Consider the following 17,250-nt stretch of genomic DNA (forward strand, 5'->3'; position numbering starts at 1 on the left):
CTCTTCTTTCATCTCAGCGCGTCGACGGCGGCGCGCACAGGACGTTGCCGTCCAAGAAAGTCGGTGTTGTCCGTCCACTGGTCCACCGCGCCGGACAGCGGCAGGCCACCCAGCTCGGGATGGGTGATCGTCCGTGCGAGGGCTCGGGCGACGCGTTCGGCATGTATGACCTGGAAGGGCCGGCCGTGGTACGGCCGCCGCGTGGGGTCCACGTGCTCCGCGAGCCCCGTGTCGTTCTGAAGGGCGGCGACGAATTCGTAGGCGTCGCACAGGTGCCGTTCTCGCGCCGCGTACTGCGTCGCGAGAACGGCGCCATGCAGCGCCGGTGTCAGCTCGTCGGCGAACGGCAGCCGCTTGAACGCGCTCCCCAGCCACTTGCTGTACGGGGCGTACCGCCTCCCGAGGAGAAGGCACAGCCGCATCAGGTCACGCACCAGCCGTCCCGCGACCACGGCGGACCCGAGATCGTCCCCTACTTCGGCGCAGCGCCCGACGAACGCCTCTTCCTGGGAGATCCGCTGCCACTGACAGGCCAGCAGATACCGCCACACCTCGTCGGGGTACCAGGCCAGACGCCGCCGCGCCGCGGTCAGCGTGCCGAGCCCGTCATGAAACACCGCGCCGCCGGTGACCTCGGCGAGCTTCTGCTGGGGCATCGCCAGCCAGTCGCGGACCGCCGGGGGGGTGGTCACCGTACCGAGGCCGAGGTGGGCGTTGAGCCATCCGCCGACGTCGTTCACAGAAACCCGGTGATCGACCGGGCCGTCCGTCATCTCCATGAGGCCGGCCGGGCTCCCCGGGGTGGCGTGACGGAAGTGCGTGGGCCGGCCCCGTATCTGCTTGGGCAGCCGGTCCGCCAGGAGCCGATGCAGGTCGGCTCCGTGGCGGGCGGCCACGTCCGGCGTGAGGAACAGATCCAGCCGCGGGCCCCAGTCGTGATCCGCCGACCGCTCGGTGTCGAAACCGAGCACCTCAGATCCCGCGCCGGCCCTTGCGGCGGCGTACCGCAGCCCCGGATACGCCGCATCGAGGATCGGCCGCACCGCCTCCTCGAAGAGGATCCGTGACAGCGCGAGACCCGGGAGGAACTCGGGGGCAGGTGTCGTCATGTGATCACTGTGGCCGGGGGAGGGCCGCGAGAGCCACCGAGTATCGCCGGACCGGCCGGCGGTCGCCAGGGCCGGGGGGACGCGGGCCTTCAGCTGAGCTGCTTGTAGTAGAAGCTGCAGTCTTCGAGGGGGCCGTCCGGGGCTGCCGCGTAGCCGGGGACGACTCCGTACCGTGTCCAGCCGCCGGCGTGGTAGAGGCGGTCGGCGGCGCTGCCGGTCACGGTGTCCAGGAGCAGCAGGGTGGCTCCGGCTCGTCCGGCGGCCTGCTCGGCGGTGGTGAGCAGCGCGCGGCCCAGTCCCTTGCCGCGGGCGTCACGGTGAACCATGAGCTTGAGGATCTCGGCCCGGTGCCGGCCGTTGGGCTTGCCTTCCAGAGCGAGGCTGACGGTCCCGATGACGGGGCCGGTGACGACGCCGGGCGCCCGGGCGACCCAGACGGTGAGGCTGCCGTCGGACACGGCGGGTTGCCGGGCGCGCCACCAAGCCGCTGCGTCGTCCCGGCCGAAAGGGTGCAGGAAGCCCAGAGAGGAGCCGTCGGCGACGGCGTCCGCGAGGAGGTCGGCAAGGCCTGTCACGTTGCTGCCGAAGTCGTCGGCGGACAGGCGGGTGATGGTGTGCACCGTGTGGCTCCTTCGTCCTGGCCTCGGAGACGTCTACGCCGGGGTCTCATGCCCCGGCCGCGTCCCCGCAGCGGCACGACAATACGTCAACTGCGATCACCAGACAGGCGTGGGTGCGGTGACCAGGGCGAATCTCGGTTGCGGCGGGGTGTGGCGCTCCGCCATGATCCGCTCATGGTGTCAATAGTGCAGAACGTGGCGATCGATTGCGCCGACCCCTATGAGCTGGCGAGGTTCTGGAGCCAGGTGACCGGCTGTCCCCTCAATCCGGAGGACGAGCCGGGCGACCCCGAGGCCCAGGTGATGCTGCCCGAGGGCCCGGTGCTCCATTTCAACCGTGTCCCGGAGGCGAAGACGGTCAAGAACCGGATCCATCTGTGCCTGCGGCCCGAGACCACCCGTGAGCGGGAGGTCGAATGGCTGCTCGGCCTCGGCGCCACCTTGGTCGCCGATCACCGCAGACCCGACGGCTCCGGGTGGGCCATCCTCGCCGATCCCGAGGGCAACGAGTTCTGCGTACTGCGCAGCGCGTCCGACAGGGCCGCGACGCCTCACTGATCCCGGGCGGCCAAAGAGGCTCCGCGATCTTCTGACGAACACGGCCTGGCGGCCGTTTCAGGCTCGCGCTCCACCCTCCTCATCGGTACTGGCGATGTTGGCCTGGATGCCGTCGAGAAGCCAGCCGAGGCCGAGAGCGAAGCCGGCGTCCCAGTTGCCGTCCGCGACAAGGGGGCCATGAGCGGCGAGGGCCGGGTAGCGCTCCCGATTGGCATGCAGATGTTCCCGGGCGTCCCGCAGCATCGGCTGCTTCGCGTTGTCCGGCCAGGTGGCCTGCATCAGCCCGGAACCGATGACGAAGTTGGAAAGCCCGTACGCCGCGGCGGTGAGGTGGGGCTCGACGACCCCGGTCTCCACAAGGGTGGCGTAGAGGAACTCACTGCGGGCGAGCACGTTGGGGCCCAGCATCGGACGCCCCAGCAGCGCCGCCGACCATGGATGCCTCAGCAGGACCGCGCGCCATCCGCTGACCAGCGCGGTGATGTCGGCACGCCATCCCTGGCCGCCTTTCCGCGGGATCTCGACCTCGGCGAAGATCTTGTCGAGGGCGAGGTCGAGGACGTCGTCCTTGGTCTTCACATGCCAGTAGAGCGTGGTGGAGCCGGTGCCGAGCCGCTCGGCCAGGCGCCGCATGGTCAGCCGGTCGGCGCCTTCGGCGTCCAGGAGGGCCACGGCCTCTTCGGTGATCCGGTCCCGGCTGAGCGGGGGAGCATCGCGCTCCCTGCGCGCGGACGGTCGCAGCCACACGTCCCCCGCCGTTCGTGAGCCGCGTGTTCCCGGTTCTGCCTTGCTTGTGTCCACGGAAGGAAGTCTAGTATGGCGATCGGGCACCGGATCGTTGATCCGGTAGCTGGAACACTGATCCAGAAGCGGTGAGAGCCCGAGTCCGCGTTGAGGAGGCGCCGTGGCAGGACGTGTCGAGGTGGACCGGCTGACCTATGTGCTGCCGGACGGGCGGCTGCTCCTGCACGAGGTGTCGTTCCGCGTCGGAGATGGGGTCAAGGCCGCCTTGGTGGGGCCGAACGGCGCGGGCAAGACCACCCTGTTGCGGCTGATCGCGGGAGACGAGCGACCGGCTGACGGTCGCGTGGTCTCCTCCGGAGGGCTGGGAGTGATGCGGCAGTTCATCGGCGGCATCCGCGACGACCGGAGCGTGCACGACCTGCTGCTGTCGGTCTCGCCGAGCCGGGTCCGCGCCGCCGCCACGGCTCTGGTCCGGGCGGAGGCGGCGATCGCCGCCCGCGACGACGAGGCGACGCAACTGTCCTACGCGCAGGCCGTCGCCGACTACGCCGACGCCGGCGGTTACGACATGGAGGTCGTCTGGGACGTCTGCGTCACCGAGTCCATGGGCCTGTCCTACGACGCGGTCCGGGACCGGCCGGTGACCACTCTGTCGGGAGGCGAGCAGAAACGGCTCGTCCTTGAGGCCCTGTTGCGCGGCCCGGACGAGTTGCTGCTGCTGGACGAGCCGGACAACTACCTGGATGTGCCCGGCAAGCAGTGGCTGGAGGCACGGTTGCAGGCCACCGACAAGACCGTGCTGCTGGTCTCCCACGACCGTCGGCTCCTGGCCGACGTCGCCGACCGGATCGTGACCGTGGAAGACCGCGGGGTCTGGATCCACGGCGGGGGCTTCGCCACCTACGCCAAGGCACGCGAGGAGCGCATCAGCCGGCTGGAGGAGCGGCGCCGCCGGTGGAACGAGGAACATGCCAAGCTCAAGCGGCTGGTGCGCACGCTGCAGCAGACCGCGGCCGGCAACGACGCGGTGGCCTCGGCCTACCGGGCCGCGCGCACCCGGCTGAGCCGCTTCGAGGAGGCCGGCCCGCCGCAGCGCCCGCCCAAGGCGCAGAACGTGCGGATCCGGCTGCGTGGCGGGCGCACCGGCAAGCGCGCCGTCGTCTGCGAGGCTCTGGAGCTCACCGGTCTGATGCGGCCGTTCGACGCTGAGATCTGGTACGGCGAGCGCGTCGGGGTGCTCGGCTCCAACGGCTCGGGCAAGTCCCACTTCCTGCTCCTGCTGGAACAGGCCGCGGACGGCGCGGTGCCCGCGGTGCGGCACAGCGGTTCTGTGCGGTTGGGGTCGCGGGTGGTGCCCGGCCGGTTCGTGCAGACCCACGCCCAGCCGGATCTGCATGGCCGCAGCCCGATCGAACTGGTCATGACCGGTCACGCGCTCACCTTGAACGAGGCGATGGCCGCGCTGGCCCGCTATGAGCTGGCGCCTGCGGCCAACCAGCGGTTCGAGACCCTCTCGGGCGGCCAGCAGGCGCGGCTGCAGATCCTGCTGCTGGAGCTGTCCGGCGCCACCCTGCTGCTGCTGGACGAGCCCACCGACAACCTGGACCTGGCGAGCGCCGAGGCTCTGCAGCGGGGCCTGGCCTCCTTCTCCGGCACCGTGCTGGCCGTCACCCACGACCGCTGGCTCGCCGCCGACTTCGACCGTTTCCTGATCTTCGGTGCTGATGGGACCGTTTATGAAAGTGACGAACCGGTCTGGTGCGAAGGCCGGGTCGAGCGCACGCGTTGAGCCATGAAAACGTCGGCGACTCGCGTTTCAGGACGTGATGGAGACCCCTTGGCGCAGGTAGGCGCCTTCTTCGAGTTCGGACAGCATGAACTCGGCGATGTCCGCGCGGGACACCTTGGAAGTGAAGGTCAGCCTGAGGTCTGTGCCGGTGCGGTAGCTCCCGGTGCGCGGTCCGTTGGTCAGGATCGGCGCGCGGACCAGCGTCCACTCGGTCGCACTTGGTCGTACCAGGGCTTCCATGTCTTCCTTGTCGCGGAGCACCGACCGCTCCAACAGCCATGAGGCGGCGACGTACAGGCTGCGACGACGGCTCTCGGCGACGCCGTAGTTGGTGAGGATGAGGAGCCGGCGTGGCCGGCCGGCGGCCATCGCCGACAGGATGGCGCGGGTTCCCTCTGTGCAGATCGCCGGTCCGCGCCGCTGCCTGCCGAGGGTGCTGACGACGGCGTGCGCATCCTCGATCGTCTCCGCGACCGGCGCGAGGTCACGTACGTCGCCGGTTACCACGCGGAGATGTTCGCGGGGCGGGATCGTCGCCGGGTCCCTGCTCAGCGCGGTCACCTGATGTCCGCGCCGGAGGGCCTGCTCGACGACGACGCGACCGGTGCGACCGGTGGCGCCGAAGATGGCAAGACGCATGCTGCCGCCCTTCTCGAAGGTGGTGTCACGCCAACTATACGGGACACGTGTCCCGTTTAAGTGTTGTCTTGCCGTGGAACACACGCGCAACCGGCGCAGCCCACCCGGCCGTGCTCAGCCTGGAGATCGCGCAGTACGAGATCAGCGAATCCCGGCCCTTCCACATATGACGGTTCCGCCCGTCGGCAGCCGGCGCTGCGACGGGCGGAACCGCTGTCTAGGATCGACGTCGATGGCACAGGAACCACGCTCGGGCGAGTCGGAACCGGGCGCGTCAGACGACCGAGCCGCATCCAGCCCGGTCAGACGCCAACGTGCCGACGGCCGCCGCAATCAGGCGCGGCTCCTTGAGGCCGCATTCGCCGCCTTCGCCGAACACGGCGCCTCGGTTTCCGTACGCGAGATCGCACGGCGGGCGGGCGTCAGCACCGGCACCCTCAGCAGGCATTTCCCGACCAAGGAGGAGCTGTTCGGCGCCGTCGTCCTCAACCGCATCGGGCAACTCGTCCGGCGCGCCGACGAACTCGCCGCGGGCGGCGACCCGGCCACCGCGTTCTTCACCTTCTTCGCCGTCCTGGTGGAGGAAGGCGCGGCCGACCACTCGGTCGGCGACGCGCTCAGCAGCGCGGGCTTCGATGTCCAGACCATCGCGTCGACCGCGAACCGGGACTTCGGCGATGCCCTGCGCGGCCTGCTCGACGGGGCCCAGCGGGCCGGCGCGGTACGCCAGGACGTCGACACCGCCGACGTGAAGGCGCTGGTCGTCGGCTGCCTGGCCCGTGAACGCGACGGCCTCGACGACGCCGCACGGCGGCGCATGATTTCGATCGCCTGCAACGGGCTCCGCCCTTGTCCGGGGCCTGAGGCTCCGGCGACTCACCCCGCTTGAAGTGCCCGCGCGCCCCGGTTGATCGGCCGGATCACGACTCGCCCTCGTCGACGATCCGGCCGTTCTGGGCCGTCGCGTCCTTGGTGAGCGCCATGGTCAGCGGAGCCTCGGGGAAGGTGCCGATGGCCGCGAGCGCGGCGCCCATCTGCTGGGCGGTCTCCCAGCGCCAGATGTCGTTGTAGGTGCCGTCGTCGAGCCGGATGAGCAGGGCCGCCATGAGCCCCGGGTGCGTCTTCCGTACGGTCGCGATCAGGGAGGTGCGGCGGGCCAGGAACTCCTCGAGGTCGGCCTCGGCGACGGAGTAGTGGTGCGAGCGGACAGCGGACATGTGACGTCTCCTCGTTGCGGGGGACTGACGGCTTACCAGGCGCCTGCGACCTGGCGGGTGGGGGCGTTGAGACGGTTGAAGAGGTTCGTCACGGCGATCATGAGGAGGATCGCGGCGAGCTGCTTTTCGTCGAAGTGATCCGCGGCGTTGTCCCACACCTCGTCGGGCACCGCGTCGGGGCGGTCGGCCAGCCGGGTGGCGGACTCGGCCAGCTCGAGCGCGGCACGCTCCGCATCGGTGTAGTAGGGAGCCTCGCGCCAGGCGCTCACCAGGCCGATCCGCTCGTCGCTCACGCCTGACTTCCTCAGGCTCTTCAGGCCGCCGTCGACGCAGGCGCTGCACCCGTTGATCTGGCTCACCCGCAGGTGGACCAGCTCCAGCACCTCCGCCTCCACACCGGCGCCGTGGGTCGCCTTGATGAGCTCCTGGATGGGCTGCATCGCGCCGGGGATGACCATCGCGGGGTTCTTCATCCGAGCCTGCATGGTTGCTGTCTCCTCTGTCGTTGCTGACTGAAATGAGGATGTACGCCCGGATTGATAGATTCACGATGCGTGCACGATGCGACGGCGATGGGGGAAAGATGCTGCGCTTCACCCTTCTCGGGCCGGTGCAGATCATCGCCGACGGGACCCCGCTGACCGGCGTCGCCCCACGTCATCGGGCGGTCCTCGGCTATCTTCTGCTCAACGCCGGCCGGGTGATCAGCATGGAGCGGCTGATCGACGCGATGTGGGGACATGACCGGCCGGACACCGCCAGGTCGCAGATCCACGCCTCGATCACCGCCGTCCGCAGGGTGCTGCGAGGTGCCGGCGCCGTCCACGTCCTGGAGACGCGAGCCGGAGGTTACGTCGTGTCTCCCGAGCCAGGCCAGCTGGATTCCCAGCGGTTCTCCGAACTGGCCGCGGCCGGTGAGCTGCGCGAGGCCCTGGACCTGTGGACCGGTGAGGCCCTCGCGGACATCCACGCGAACTACGTCGAAGGCGCCCGGACGCTCTGGAACGACCGGCGGCTGTCGGCGTACGAGCGTCTGGCGGAGGCCGAGCTCGCCGCAGGGCCCGCCGCGGGGCCCGCCGGTGAGCTGCTCGACGAGCTCACGGAGCTGGTGGCCGCCAACCCGCTGCGCGAGAAGCTCAACGGATGCCTCGTCCTGGCACTGCACCGATCGGAACGTCAGGCGGACGCGCTGGCCGCGGCGCGCGCCTACCGTAAGGCTCTCGCCGACGAGCAGGGCCTGGACCCCGGCCACGCGTTCGTGGAGCTGGAACGGGCCGTCCTGGCCGACGATCCCAAGCTGCTGCCGGCCGAAGCCGGCCCGGCGACGATCACGCAGCGGCCTTCGCGTCGCTCCAACTTCCTGCCGTACGACATTCCCGACTTCTCCGGACGGACGGCCGAGCTGGAGCGGCTGGTGAACAGGCAGGGGACGGTCGTCACGATCGACGGCATGGCGGGGGTCGGCAAGACCGCGCTGGCCGTCCACGCGGCCCACCGCCTCGCCGGCCGTTATCCGGACGGTCAGCTCTTCGTCGACCTGCGGGCCCACACCTCGGGTCAGCAGCCGGTCGACTCCTCCGCCGCGCTGGAGGCACTCCTGCGCCAGGTGGGGGTGCCCGCGGACTCCATCCCGGTCACGCCGGTCGAGCGGAGCGCCCTGTGGCGTGCCGAGCTGGCCGATCGCCGCCTGCTGGTGGTGCTGGACAACGCCTTCGACTCCGAGCACGTGCATCCCCTGTTGCCGGGCGCCTCCGGCAGCCTCATCCTGATCACCAGCAGGCGGCGGCTGATCGAGCTGGCCGGAGCACAGGCCCTGTCTGTGGAGGTGCTGCCGGAAGACGACGCCGTCCGGCTCTTCGAGCGCATTGTGGGCGAGCGAGCCGTACAAGAGCCGGACGCCGTCCGGGAGGTTCTGCGATTGTGCGGCTTCCTCCCGCTCGCGATCCGGTTGTGCGCGGCGCGTCTGCAGCATCGCCCCCGCTGGACCGTGGCGTACCTGGCGGGCCGGATCCGGGACCAGCGCCGGCTTCTCGACGGCGTATCGGCGGCGTTCGCGGTCTCCTGCGAACAGCTGCACGGCGAGGAGCGGCGCATGTTCCGCCTGCTGGGGCTGGCGCCCGGCAGGGACATCGACGTGTGCGGCGCCGCCGCGCTGGCCGGGATATCCGACGGCGAGGCCGAGGACCTGCTGGAAGGCCTGCTCGACGCCCACATGCTGCTGCAGCGCGAGCCGGGCCGCTACACCCTCCACGACCTGCTGCGCGAGCACGCCCGTTCACTCGCCTCCGCCGACGACGAAGAGGCGCTCGCGCGGCTGCTGCTGCACTACCTGCACAGGTCGCACGCGGCGATGGACCTCCTGTTTCCCCACAGCGTGCGCCAGCGGGCGGGGATCCCCGAGCCGGCCGCCCCGATCAGGCCCGTCCGTGACGCCGATGAGGCGGTCGGCTGGCTCGACGCCGAGCGCTCCAACATCATCGCGACCGCGGTCCACGGGCCCGAGGTGTGCCTGGGGTTCCTGGCCCTGGCGATGCGGCCGTACCTGGAGCGTCAGGCACACCATGACGACTCCGTCAGGCTGCACGGCCTCGCGCTCCAGCGAAGCCGCAAGCTCGGCGATCGCGCCGTCGAGGCGCGCGCCCTTTCGGATCTCGGCTGGACCTACTGGCGGCTCGGCGAGTACGAGAAGGCCGAGGACCACGCACACCAGGCGCTCGAACTGTCCGGGGAACCGTACGTGCAGGCGCACGCGCTGCTCACCTTGGGCAACGTGGCGCTCCGCCGCAGGCGGGACGCGCAGGCCGAGCAGCACCTCGACCGGGCGCTGGACCTCACCCGGATCGGCGCCGACACCTGGGGCGAGGCCCACGTGCTCGGCGTCCTCGCTGTGGCCCTCAACCGCAACGGCCATCCGGCCGACGCCCGGCGGCATCTCGACGTCGCCCTGGCGCTCCACCGCAAGGCGGGCAACCCCGCGGGTGAGGCTCTGGTGCTCAACCAACTTGGCGTGGTGCTACGGCACCAGGGTGAGCTCGACCAGGCACGCGCTCGCCATGAGCAGGCCGCGGAGCTCTACCGTAGGCTCGGCAACGCCGCCGACGAGTCGGCCGCCCTCAACGGGCTGGCCGAGGCGGCCGACGACCCGGCCTTGGCCGTCGAGGAGCACACCTCCGCCCTCGCCCTCGCCGACGCCGCGCGGAATCGGCCCGAGCAGGCCCGCGCGCACGACGGCCTGACCAGGGCCCACCTACGGCTACGCCACCGCGAGCAGGCCCGCGCGCACGGCGAGCTGGCCCTGCGCCTCTACGAGGAGCTCGGCGTCCCCGAGGCCGACGAGGTTCGCTCGTTTCTCAGCGGTCACCGCGACATGCCGTGAACGAGCCGGAAGCCGCGCTCGGCGCGAGCGGCACCGCCGGACCACCGGGGCATCTGGGATATGCTCACGGGCCACGCTTCTGTCTCGGCGCCCGGCGTCGCCGCCCATGCCCCTTCGACGCCCTACCTGACCTGGCCCTCACGGGCCGCGGCCCGCATGACTCGAGGAGACGTATCCGAGTGGCACGCATCGGTGGCGACGGCACCCTGCTGAAGTGCACGTTCTGCGGGAAGAGCCAGAAGCAGGTCAAGAAGCTCATCGCCGGGCCGGCCGGTGTCTACATCTGCGACGAATGCGTCGGCCTGTGCAACGAGCTCATCGAGGAGGAGCTCAACGAGGTCTCCGGGGACGGGGCGCGTGACCTGCCGAAGCCCCGGGAGATCTACGAGTTCCTGGCGCAGTACGTCATCGGGCAGGACACCGCCAAGATGGTGCTGTCGGTGGCGGTCTACAACCATTACAAGCGCATGCGCTCGGGAGCCGGCGGGAACGCGCGGCCCTCGGCGCAGGAGGAGCCGGTCGAGCTCGGCAAGTCCAACATCCTGCTGATCGGGCCGACCGGCTGTGGCAAGACGTATCTCGCCCAGACGCTCGCCCGGATGCTCGACGTCCCGTTCGCGATCGCCGACGCCACCGCGCTCACCGAGGCCGGCTACGTCGGGGAGGACGTCGAGAACATTCTGCTCAAGCTGGTTCAGGCCGCCGACTACGACGTCAAGAAGGCCGAGACCGGCATCGTCTACATCGACGAGGTCGACAAGATCGCCCGCAAGAGCGAGAACCCGTCCATCACCCGTGACGTCTCCGGTGAGGGCGTGCAGCAGGCCCTGCTCAAAATGCTTGAGGGCACGACCGCGAGCGTGCCCCCGCAGGGCGGCCGCAAGCACCCGCACCAGGAGTTCATCCAGATCGACACGACCAACGTGCTGTTCATCGTCGGGGGTGCGTTCGCCGGCTTGGAGCAGATCATCGAGCAGCGGGCAGGCCGTGGCGGCGCCGGGTTCGGCGCCTCGCTCCGCACCAGGCAGGAGCGGGAGGACCAGGACGCCTTCGCCGATGTCATGCCGGAGGATCTGCTGAAGTTCGGGCTGATCCCGGAGCTGGTCGGCAGGCTCCCCGTGGTGTCGACCTTCCAGCCGCTGGACCGGGCGGCGTTGGTCCGGATCCTCACCGAGCCGCGCAACGCGCTGATCAAGCAGTATCAAAGGCTCTTCGAGATGGACGGCGTCGAGCTGGAGTTCGCCGAGGACGCCGTCGACGCGATCGCCGAGCAGGCCCTGCTCCGCCGTACCGGCGCCCGGGCGACCCGCGCGATCCTCGAAGAGGTCCTGCTCGACGTGATGTTCGACGTGCCGAGCCGGGACGACGTGGCCCGCGTCGTGGTGACGCGCGACACCGTCCTCGACAAGGTCAACCCCACCCTGGTGCCACGCGAGCGGCCCGATCGAACGTGGGATCGCCCCGAGAAGTCCGCCTGAGGCGTTGCGGGACGTCTCAAACGTCTCAGCCGCCGGCACGGGCCTCGATCTGTGTCTTCTGGCCGCACCCCTGAAAGTGTCCGGGCCGGGGAATGCTGGACCGTGAGGCCCGTCCAGCGGGGGGAGGGCGCGATGGGGAGGCGACATGGGCGCAGGCTCCACCCGGGAGAGCGGGCGGCTGGGCCCGCCGATCCTGGCGACCGTCCTCGCGGCCGCGGCGGGCGCCACCAATGCGATCAGCTTCCTCGGGCTGGGCGGGGTGTTCACCAGCGTCATGACGGGCAACCTGGTGCTGCTCGGCCTGTCGGCCGGCCGGCCCGACCCGGCGCTGGCGGGGCAGGCCGCCGGCGCGTTCGCCGGGTTCATCGCGGGCGTGCTGGCCGGCAGCCGGGCGATGGGTCCGGTCGTCGTGGGCCATCCGGACTGGCCGCGCCGGATGACCGTCGCGCTCGGCGTGGAGTTGCTGCTGCTCACCGTCCTGACGGCCGCCTGGGCGGTGACGGGGGGACGCCCTGAGCCGGGCGGGCGGCCGGCGCTGATCGTCGTCGCGTCGCTCGCCATGGGTGTCCAGAGCGGCGTCGCGCGCGGCTTCGGGATCGCCGGGCTGTCGACGACGTTCTTCACCGGCACGCTGACCGGAGTGCTCGGCGGGCTCGTCACCCAGGGCGGCGTGCGCCCGCACAACGTCGCGCCGCTGGCCGCGCTCGCGGCGGGCGCCGCCGGGGGAGGATGGCTGACGCTCCACGCGGCCGCCGTGGCCCCGGCCTTGCCCACGGCGCTGGTCGCCGCCGGGCTGGCCGTGCCGGCGGTTCTTCCCCCGCCGCTCACCGTACGGCCGGGCTGACCGGGCCCGGCTTGCGGATCGCTGGGGTCAGGACTCCGCAGCCGGCCTACCGATTGGAGGGGCGTAGTTCGCACCAGTGGCTGAGGCAGTTGCCGAGCCGGCCGTCCTGCTCGCCGTCCTTCAGTGACCGGGCGGCGCCGGCCAATACACCGTCCCGCTGGTTGAGGTCCAGGTTGAGCAGGGGGGAGTCCGCACGCGCGTCCGGCGTTGGGAGCTGCACGGCGAAAAGGGCGCGCAGATCCCAGTCTGCCGTGGCGGTGACCATCTGCGCCGCTACCGGCTCGCCCCCGTCCAGTGAAGCCGCTACCTGCCCGCTTCGCACGTTGAGAGTGAGTGGAATGTTCCCGGCATAGCTGTCGATGTGCCCTTCCCAGGTACCTGAGGGGATCGTCATTTCGCGGGCTGGAACGCCACCCGGAGGAACCGATGCCCGCGTGAATCCGGGCACCAGTTCGCTCATGAGGTGGCCGAGCACCGCGTCGCGCACGACCGTACCGGTGCGATTGGTGAGCACGCAGGCGGCCAGGCGCAACTCCGGCACCACCACGAGCATCGTCGCGACGCCGCCCATGCTGCCGCTGTGGCTCACGATGGTGTGCGGGCCCTCGTGCGAGGCGAACCAACCCAGCCCGTATCCCAGCCCGGAGCCGGTCGGCAGGGCGTCTCGCATCGCCGCTATGGAGGCCGCGCCGAGCACACTGGGCGCGCCCGCGTGGGACAGGCCGAACATCGCCAGATCGGAGGCGGTCGCCCAGGCCAGTGAGGCGCCACGGTGGCTGGTGTCGTAGACCGGGTAACGGCCGCCGACGGCGGAGTACCGCGCCGCTTCCTGAGCAGGACCGCGGTACGCCGGTCCGATGTGGCAACTCGCCAGCCCCAGCGGACCGAAGACATGCTCCTTGACGAAAGCGGCCGGGTCCTGCCCGGTGACGGTTCGCAGGACTTCATCGAGGATGCCGTACCCGAGGTTGGAGTACTCGAAGGCGGAACCCGGCTCGCGGTACAGCGTGCCGTAGCGCTCGATGGCCTGCCGCACCGCCAGCCTCGCGATGGGCGCGTAAGCGAAGTCGTAGTGCCCGCCGAGTCCGGCCCGATGTTGGAGCACCTGACGTACGGTCGGCGCGCCGTAATCCTGGCTCCGATAGAGCAGTAGGCCGTCCAGATGTTTCTCCGCTGGGTCATCCAGGCTGAGCAGCCCCGCCTCTGCGGCCAGGCACACCGCCGTGGCCGTGATCGGCTTGGTGATGGAGGCGATCAGGTAGGCGGTGCCGGTGGTGGCGGGCCGACCTTCCTCCATGTCAGCCATGCCGAAGGCCCCGGCGTAGACCGGCGAGTCACCCCGGGCGACGGCGACGGAAACCGAAGCGGAGGGTGTGGTCGCCAAGATGCCGGCGCAGTGGTCGCCGAGTACTTCGAACATCGCCGCGAAATGCCCCTTTCAACTTCCTGGCTGAGACGACCGCGACAGCGATGCGATGCTGCGCGAACCCCTGGACCGTCAGTGCTGAGAGACCCACTGCAGCGACAGGTCCGTGGCCTTGCGCTCGGCTCTGATCTCCATCCATTCGCCGAGGATCGTGGCGTGGTCCATGACGACCAGAGTGCCCTGGTCGTCATAGGTCGCCCGTTCGCTGACGAAGACCGGGCTGCCCGCCGGATGCCGCAGCCGTGCCGCGACCGGGGCGGTGAGCAGGGCCGGCCTGATCCGTTCAGTCGCCCGGTGCACCCGCGCGCCCGCGTCGGCGAGCGCCGTGTACAGCGGCGTCTCGGTGAAATCGGTCCCCTTGACCGCCGCGGCGTACGGCTCGACGATCCAGGAGACCTGGTGGACGGCGGGCCGGCCCAGCAGATGCCGTACGCGTGCCAGCCGGAGGGCCCGGCGGCCGGCCGGCGCGTCACCCAGCAGCCGGGTGATCGAGCGCGGGACCCGCCGCATCGCGGCCGACAGCACCTCGGTCCGCAGGGGGTACCCCTGCCTGCGCAGGTCGTCGCCGAGGCTGCGCAGCGTGTCGAGGGGGTACTCCGCACTGGCCGGCGTCACGTAAGTGCCGCGGCCGGCCCGCTGGACGATCAGGCCCTCACCGCTGAGGACCTGCAACGCCTGCCGCAGCGTCATCATCGTCACGCCGTAGGAGGCGCTGAGCTCACGTTGCGCGGGCAACGCCTCGCCCGCGCGGTAGTGGCCCGACTTGATCTTGTGGGTCAGGTCGTCGGCGATGGCGCGGTAGCGGGGCGTACTGCTCATCTGGCTCCCTGGCCGAGTGCGCGTCGGATGTTCGCCACATATTCTTCCAGCTCGCGTGGCCGGGCGCCGTCGAGGAGCTTGCGCATCAGCGCCGAAGCCACCACGACACCGTCGGCATGCCCCGCCAGCTCGGCGGCCTGCTCGGGGTTGGACACTCCGAACCCGAACAGGACCGGCCGGTCGGTGAGCCCCTTGAGCTCGCGGCCGAGCCGGGCGGCCTGCTCGGGAATCTCGCCGCCCTCGCCGGTGGTCCCCATGCGGGTCAGGGCGTAGACGAAGCCCCGGCTGCGCTCGGTGATCTCGCGCAGTCTGGCCCGGGAGGAGGACGGAGCGGCGAGCAGCACGAGATCCAGGCCCTCGGCCGCCGCGGCGTCCGCCAGCTCCCCGACCTCCTCCAGGGGCGAGTCGGGCACGATCAGCCCGCGCAGCCCGCTCGCGGTGAGCGCCGCGCAGAACTTCGCGGCGCTCTGCTGCACCACCAGATTGCTGTAGGTCATCGCGATGAGCGGCACGCCGACGTCGAGCGTCGCGACCTCATCGAGGATCCCCCTGACCGTGGTCCCGGCCGCGATCGCCCGGTCGGACGCCTCCTGGATCGTGACGCCGTCCAGCATGGGATCGGAGAAGGGGAAGCCCAGCTCGACGGCGTCGGCACCGGCTTCGGCGTAGGCGTGGACGACGTCCGTCCACCAGGGGGTGACCCCGGCGGTGACGTAGGGCACCAGCAGGGGACGCCCCGTGCTACGGCGTGCGACCAGGAAGTCTTCCAGGGATTCGGTCACAGCAGTTCCTTGATGGAGGCGATGTCCTTGTCTCCCCTGCCGGAGAGAGTCAGCATCACGGTCGACCCCGGCGCGATCTCGCCGGACTTGGCGGCCCGGATCACCCAGGCCACGGCGTGCGAGGACTCCAGCGCGGCCAGGATCCCCTCGGTGCGGGCCAGGCACAGCAGCGCCTGGACGACCTCTTCGTCGTTGACGGTCTCGTAGCGGGCACGCCCCTCGTCGCGTAGATGAGCGTGCTCGGGACCGATCCCCGGATAGTCGAGGCCCGCCGCGACCGAATGGGCCTCCGTCACCTGGCCGTCCTCGTCTTGGAGGACCAGCGAGCGGAAGCCGTGCAGCACCCCGGCTCTGCCGAAGGTCGCCGCCGCGCCGCCCTCGGCCTCGACCCCGATGAGCCGGGCAGTGGTGCCGACGAAGCCGGCGAACGTGCCCGCGGCGTTGGAGCCGCCGCCGACGCAGGCGACCACGTAGTCGGGCACACCGACGGGCAGTTCGGCGGCGCACTGGGCGCGGGCCTCCTCACCGATCACCCGCTGGAACTCGCGCACCATCCACGGATAGGGATGCGGGCCCATCACCGACCCGATGCAGTAGTAGGAGTCGTCCGCCGACGACACCCAGTGCCGCATCGCCTCGTTGCAGGCGTCCTTGAGGGTGCGGCTCCCGGTCGTGACCGGTACGACCTCCGCGCCCAGCACGTTCATCCGCAGGACGTTGAGCTCCTGGCGTTCGATGTCGCGCTCGCCCATGAACACGGTCGCCTTGAGGCCCAGGAGCGCCGCGGCGGTGGCCGTGGCGACGCCGTGCTGGCCCGCGCCGGTCTCGGCCAGCAGCCGTTCCTTGCCCATCCGGTGAGCGAGCAGCGCCTGCCCCACCACATTGTTGATCTTGTGTGAGCCGGTGTGCGCGAGATCCTCGCGTTTGAGGAACAGGGTGATGCCGAGCTCGCGGGAGAGCCGCCAGGCGGGGGTCAACGGAGTGGGACGGCCGGCGTAGACCGTGAGCAGGGTGTCGAGCCTGCCGCGGAACTCCGGGTCGCCCCAGGCCTCGCGGAACGCCGCCTCGATCTCGCGGCAGGCCGGGATCAGCGACTCCGGCACGTACCGCCCGCCGTAGGTTCCGAACCGGCCGGTGGCGCCGGGGTCGCTCATCGCGCGGGCGGTGGCGGGCGCCGTGACGCCCCGCCGGCCCGACCGGAACATCTCGCCCATGATCGCCTTCTCTCTCTCGACTGTTCTAGAACAGTAGCCTAAGGCCGCCGGTCGGCGTCGACCGAGCGCATGGTCACTCAAGTGATCAAGGAGTCGCGCCGGGCGCGCCAGGAGTCCCGCGGTTCGTGCGACGCTGCCGCCGTGGTCGCCGAGCGGCTCGCGTACTGGTCGATGCTCGCCGGGGACCAGGACCGGCGAGTGACAAGCACGGTCCCCGGCGGCCCGCTTCTCGCCGCGCTGCCCCAACCGGCCCTGGTCACCTGCGTGGACGCGCTCCTGGCGAACGTGTTCGCGCACACCCCTAAGACCACGGCGTTCGAGGTACGGCTGACACCGCGGCCCCAGGGCGGGGCCGTCCTGGAAGTGTCCGAGACGGTGACGCCTGCAGCGCGGGCCGTCGCCTCGTTCGGCCACCCAGCACCCTGAATCACGGCCGGAGGCGGCGTTGACCCCGCGTCAGGGTCCCCGCAGCCCACCGCTATCGCACGTTTGCCCAGGCTAGGAGGCGTTCCACCAGACGTCGATCCCCAATGGAGACACTTGATGCGCAAGCCCATGATCCTCGCCGGACTCGCCACGGCCGCCCCCGCCACGGCCGCCCTCGTCGCGGCGGGCGGCGGCGCGGCCGCCTTCGC

At 70.8% G+C, this 17,250-nt stretch carries 17 protein-coding genes; 7 read left to right on the forward strand and 10 right to left on the reverse strand.

Features of this window, described 5'->3' with window-relative positions; genetic code table 11:
- Positions 1-8: 8 nt before the first annotated feature.
- Together AB0B72_RS06925 and AB0B72_RS06930 are read right to left on the reverse strand one after the other, a co-directional pair.
- Positions 9-1,109, reverse strand: a complete 1,101-nt coding sequence (locus AB0B72_RS06925) for a DUF4037 domain-containing protein (protein WP_367737421.1) — start codon at positions 1,107-1,109, stop codon at positions 9-11.
- 89 nt (positions 1,110-1,198) lie between these two features.
- Positions 1,199-1,729, reverse strand: a complete 531-nt coding sequence (locus tag AB0B72_RS06930) for an N-acetyltransferase family protein (protein WP_367737422.1) — start codon at positions 1,727-1,729, stop codon at positions 1,199-1,201.
- A 174-nt stretch (positions 1,730-1,903) separates the two neighbouring features.
- On the opposite strand from AB0B72_RS06930, the gene AB0B72_RS06935 reads away from it, so the two are divergent.
- Positions 1,904-2,287, forward strand: coding sequence for a VOC family protein (locus tag AB0B72_RS06935; RefSeq protein ID WP_367737423.1), 384 nt, complete (start codon positions 1,904-1,906; stop codon positions 2,285-2,287).
- Positions 2,288-2,344: 57 nt separating this feature from the next.
- Here AB0B72_RS06935 and AB0B72_RS06940 read toward each other — a convergent pair whose 3' ends face one another.
- Positions 2,345-3,088: a TetR/AcrR family transcriptional regulator gene (locus AB0B72_RS06940; RefSeq protein WP_367737424.1), complete on the reverse strand. Its 744-nt coding sequence runs from the start codon at positions 3,086-3,088 to the stop codon at positions 2,345-2,347.
- Between the two features lie 103 nt (positions 3,089-3,191).
- On the opposite strand from AB0B72_RS06940, the gene AB0B72_RS06945 reads away from it, so the two are divergent.
- The gene (locus AB0B72_RS06945; RefSeq protein ID WP_367737426.1) at positions 3,192-4,820 is read left to right on the forward strand and encodes an ATP-binding cassette domain-containing protein; all 1,629 of its coding nucleotides are present in this window, start codon (positions 3,192-3,194) and stop codon (positions 4,818-4,820) included.
- Positions 4,821-4,847: 27 nt separating this feature from the next.
- Here the strand turns inward: AB0B72_RS06945 and AB0B72_RS06950 are convergent, their stop codons facing one another.
- On the reverse strand, positions 4,848-5,459 hold the full coding sequence (locus AB0B72_RS06950) for an NAD(P)-dependent oxidoreductase (protein ID WP_367737428.1): 612 nt from the start codon (positions 5,457-5,459) through the stop codon (positions 4,848-4,850).
- Positions 5,460-5,691: 232 nt separating this feature from the next.
- Here AB0B72_RS06950 and AB0B72_RS06955 point away from each other — a divergent pair, with 232 nt between their 5' ends.
- Positions 5,692-6,348: a TetR/AcrR family transcriptional regulator gene (locus tag AB0B72_RS06955; RefSeq protein ID WP_367737429.1), complete on the forward strand. Its 657-nt coding sequence runs from the start codon at positions 5,692-5,694 to the stop codon at positions 6,346-6,348.
- A gap of 31 nt (positions 6,349-6,379) precedes the next feature.
- On the opposite strand, the gene AB0B72_RS06960 is transcribed toward AB0B72_RS06955, so the two are convergent.
- Together AB0B72_RS06960 and AB0B72_RS06965 are read right to left on the reverse strand one after the other, a co-directional pair.
- Positions 6,380-6,676 (reverse strand): hypothetical protein, encoded by a 297-nt coding sequence (locus tag AB0B72_RS06960; RefSeq protein WP_367737430.1) that lies wholly within the window; start codon positions 6,674-6,676, stop codon positions 6,380-6,382.
- Positions 6,677-6,708: 32 nt separating this feature from the next.
- On the reverse strand, positions 6,709-7,161 hold the full coding sequence (locus tag AB0B72_RS06965) for a carboxymuconolactone decarboxylase family protein (protein WP_367737432.1): 453 nt from the start codon (positions 7,159-7,161) through the stop codon (positions 6,709-6,711).
- A 65-nt stretch (positions 7,162-7,226) separates the two neighbouring features.
- On the opposite strand from AB0B72_RS06965, the gene AB0B72_RS06970 reads away from it, so the two are divergent.
- From AB0B72_RS06970 to AB0B72_RS06980, 3 genes are all read left to right on the forward strand, one after another.
- Positions 7,227-10,052: a BTAD domain-containing putative transcriptional regulator gene (locus AB0B72_RS06970; RefSeq protein WP_367737433.1), complete on the forward strand. Its 2,826-nt coding sequence runs from the start codon at positions 7,227-7,229 to the stop codon at positions 10,050-10,052.
- Between the two features lie 179 nt (positions 10,053-10,231).
- Positions 10,232-11,530 carry an ATP-dependent Clp protease ATP-binding subunit ClpX gene (gene clpX / locus AB0B72_RS06975; RefSeq protein ID WP_367737434.1) on the forward strand — a complete coding sequence of 433 codons (1,299 nt, stop codon included), beginning with the start codon at positions 10,232-10,234 and terminating at the stop codon, positions 11,528-11,530.
- 145 nt (positions 11,531-11,675) lie between these two features.
- Positions 11,676-12,374 (forward strand): DUF1275 family protein, encoded by a 699-nt coding sequence (locus AB0B72_RS06980; protein ID WP_367737436.1) that lies wholly within the window; start codon positions 11,676-11,678, stop codon positions 12,372-12,374.
- 46 nt (positions 12,375-12,420) lie between these two features.
- Here the strand turns inward: AB0B72_RS06980 and AB0B72_RS06985 are convergent, their stop codons facing one another.
- From AB0B72_RS06985 to trpB, 4 genes are all read right to left on the reverse strand, one after another.
- Entirely contained in the window at positions 12,421-13,758 is a 1,338-nt protein-coding gene (locus AB0B72_RS06985; protein ID WP_367737437.1) for a serine hydrolase domain-containing protein, read from the reverse strand.
- A 114-nt stretch (positions 13,759-13,872) separates the two neighbouring features.
- Positions 13,873-14,619: a GntR family transcriptional regulator gene (locus AB0B72_RS06990; protein WP_367737438.1), complete on the reverse strand. Its 747-nt coding sequence runs from the start codon at positions 14,617-14,619 to the stop codon at positions 13,873-13,875.
- On the reverse strand, positions 14,616-15,401 hold the full coding sequence (gene trpA / locus AB0B72_RS06995; protein ID WP_367737439.1) for a tryptophan synthase subunit alpha: 786 nt from the start codon (positions 15,399-15,401) through the stop codon (positions 14,616-14,618). The genes AB0B72_RS06990 and trpA overlap by 4 nt, the downstream gene beginning before the upstream one ends.
- Complete coding sequence (gene trpB, locus AB0B72_RS07000) at positions 15,398-16,615, reverse strand: tryptophan synthase subunit beta (RefSeq protein ID WP_367737440.1); 1,218 nt, start codon at positions 16,613-16,615, stop codon at positions 15,398-15,400. Before trpB ends, trpA begins: the two co-directional genes overlap by 4 nt.
- Before the next feature lie 81 nt (positions 16,616-16,696).
- Between trpB and AB0B72_RS07005 the strand changes: the two genes are divergently transcribed.
- Positions 16,697-17,041, forward strand: a complete 345-nt coding sequence (locus tag AB0B72_RS07005; protein WP_367737441.1) for a hypothetical protein — start codon at positions 16,697-16,699, stop codon at positions 17,039-17,041.
- Positions 17,042-17,250: the final 209 nt, after the last annotated feature.

The sequence above is a fragment of the Microbispora sp. NPDC049125 genome (assembly GCF_040802045.1).
In the GTDB taxonomy this organism is placed as follows: Bacteria; Actinomycetota; Actinomycetes; order Streptosporangiales; family Streptosporangiaceae; genus Microbispora.

Coding starts and splice junctions, on each gene's coding strand:
- AB0B72_RS06925 (WP_367737421.1), bottom strand. CDS start 1,109: ATGACGACACCTGCCCCCGAGTTCCTCCCGGGTCTCGCGCTGTCACGG.
- AB0B72_RS06935 (WP_367737423.1), top strand. CDS start 1,904: ATGGTGTCAATAGTGCAGAACGTGGCGATCGATTGCGCCGACCCCTAT.
- AB0B72_RS06950 (WP_367737428.1), bottom strand. CDS start 5,459: ATGCGTCTTGCCATCTTCGGCGCCACCGGTCGCACCGGTCGCGTCGTC.
- AB0B72_RS06955 (WP_367737429.1), top strand. CDS start 5,692: ATGGCACAGGAACCACGCTCGGGCGAGTCGGAACCGGGCGCGTCAGAC.
- AB0B72_RS06960 (WP_367737430.1), bottom strand. CDS start 6,676: ATGTCCGCTGTCCGCTCGCACCACTACTCCGTCGCCGAGGCCGACCTC.
- AB0B72_RS06965 (WP_367737432.1), bottom strand. CDS start 7,161: ATGCAGGCTCGGATGAAGAACCCCGCGATGGTCATCCCCGGCGCGATG.
- AB0B72_RS06970 (WP_367737433.1), top strand. CDS start 7,227: ATGCGTGCACGATGCGACGGCGATGGGGGAAAGATGCTGCGCTTCACC.
- AB0B72_RS06980 (WP_367737436.1), top strand. CDS start 11,676: ATGGGCGCAGGCTCCACCCGGGAGAGCGGGCGGCTGGGCCCGCCGATC.
- AB0B72_RS06990 (WP_367737438.1), bottom strand. CDS start 14,619: ATGAGCAGTACGCCCCGCTACCGCGCCATCGCCGACGACCTGACCCAC.
- trpB (WP_367737440.1), bottom strand. CDS start 16,615: ATGGGCGAGATGTTCCGGTCGGGCCGGCGGGGCGTCACGGCGCCCGCC.